Annotated in this window: 1 pseudogene; it reads right to left on the reverse strand. The window is 66.4% G+C overall.

What is annotated here, in order from left to right:
* Window positions 1–243: pseudogene (locus tag FQ755_RS07630) on the reverse strand (hypothetical protein); the annotation flags it as partial.
* Between the last annotated feature and the right edge of the window lie 272 nt (window positions 244–515).

The following is a 515-nucleotide window of genomic DNA, read 5'->3' on the forward strand; positions in this document are numbered from 1 at the left end:
GTCGACGAAGGCCGCCACCGACGGCACCGGCGCGCTATCGGTGAAGCCCGGATCGGCGGGCGGGGCAGGCACCTGCGAGACCACCGAGGGCGATGTATCGCTCGCGGTGCCGTCGCCGCCGCAGGCGGTGAGCAGGAACGACAGCGAGACGGCGGATGCGATGGCATGGGGACGGACGAAACGAGACACGGACGACGCGAACACTTGAATGCTCCCTGTATTTATTTGAAAAGCGTTAACCATACGGTTACTTTGTGACACGCTTACGTCGAGATTGATTTCGATCGAGCGTCCCGGACGAGCGCACGCGCGGCGCGCGATGGCCGCCGGGACCGGACAGGCCCGGCGCCTGCCCGGCAAGTCGAGCCGGGTCCGGGAGGAAAGGGTGGGACGAGGCGGTTGCCACCCGCTATCATGGCAGCGCCCGACCGCCGAACTCCCGAAGCCGCCCGCCTATGCCGAGACTCTCGTTTTCCACTCAGATCGCCGTGCTCTGGATCCTGGTCGCGATCCTG

Source organism: Paraburkholderia sp. BCC1885, assembly GCF_900996235.1.
Lineage (GTDB): Bacteria > Pseudomonadota > Gammaproteobacteria > Burkholderiales > Burkholderiaceae > Paraburkholderia.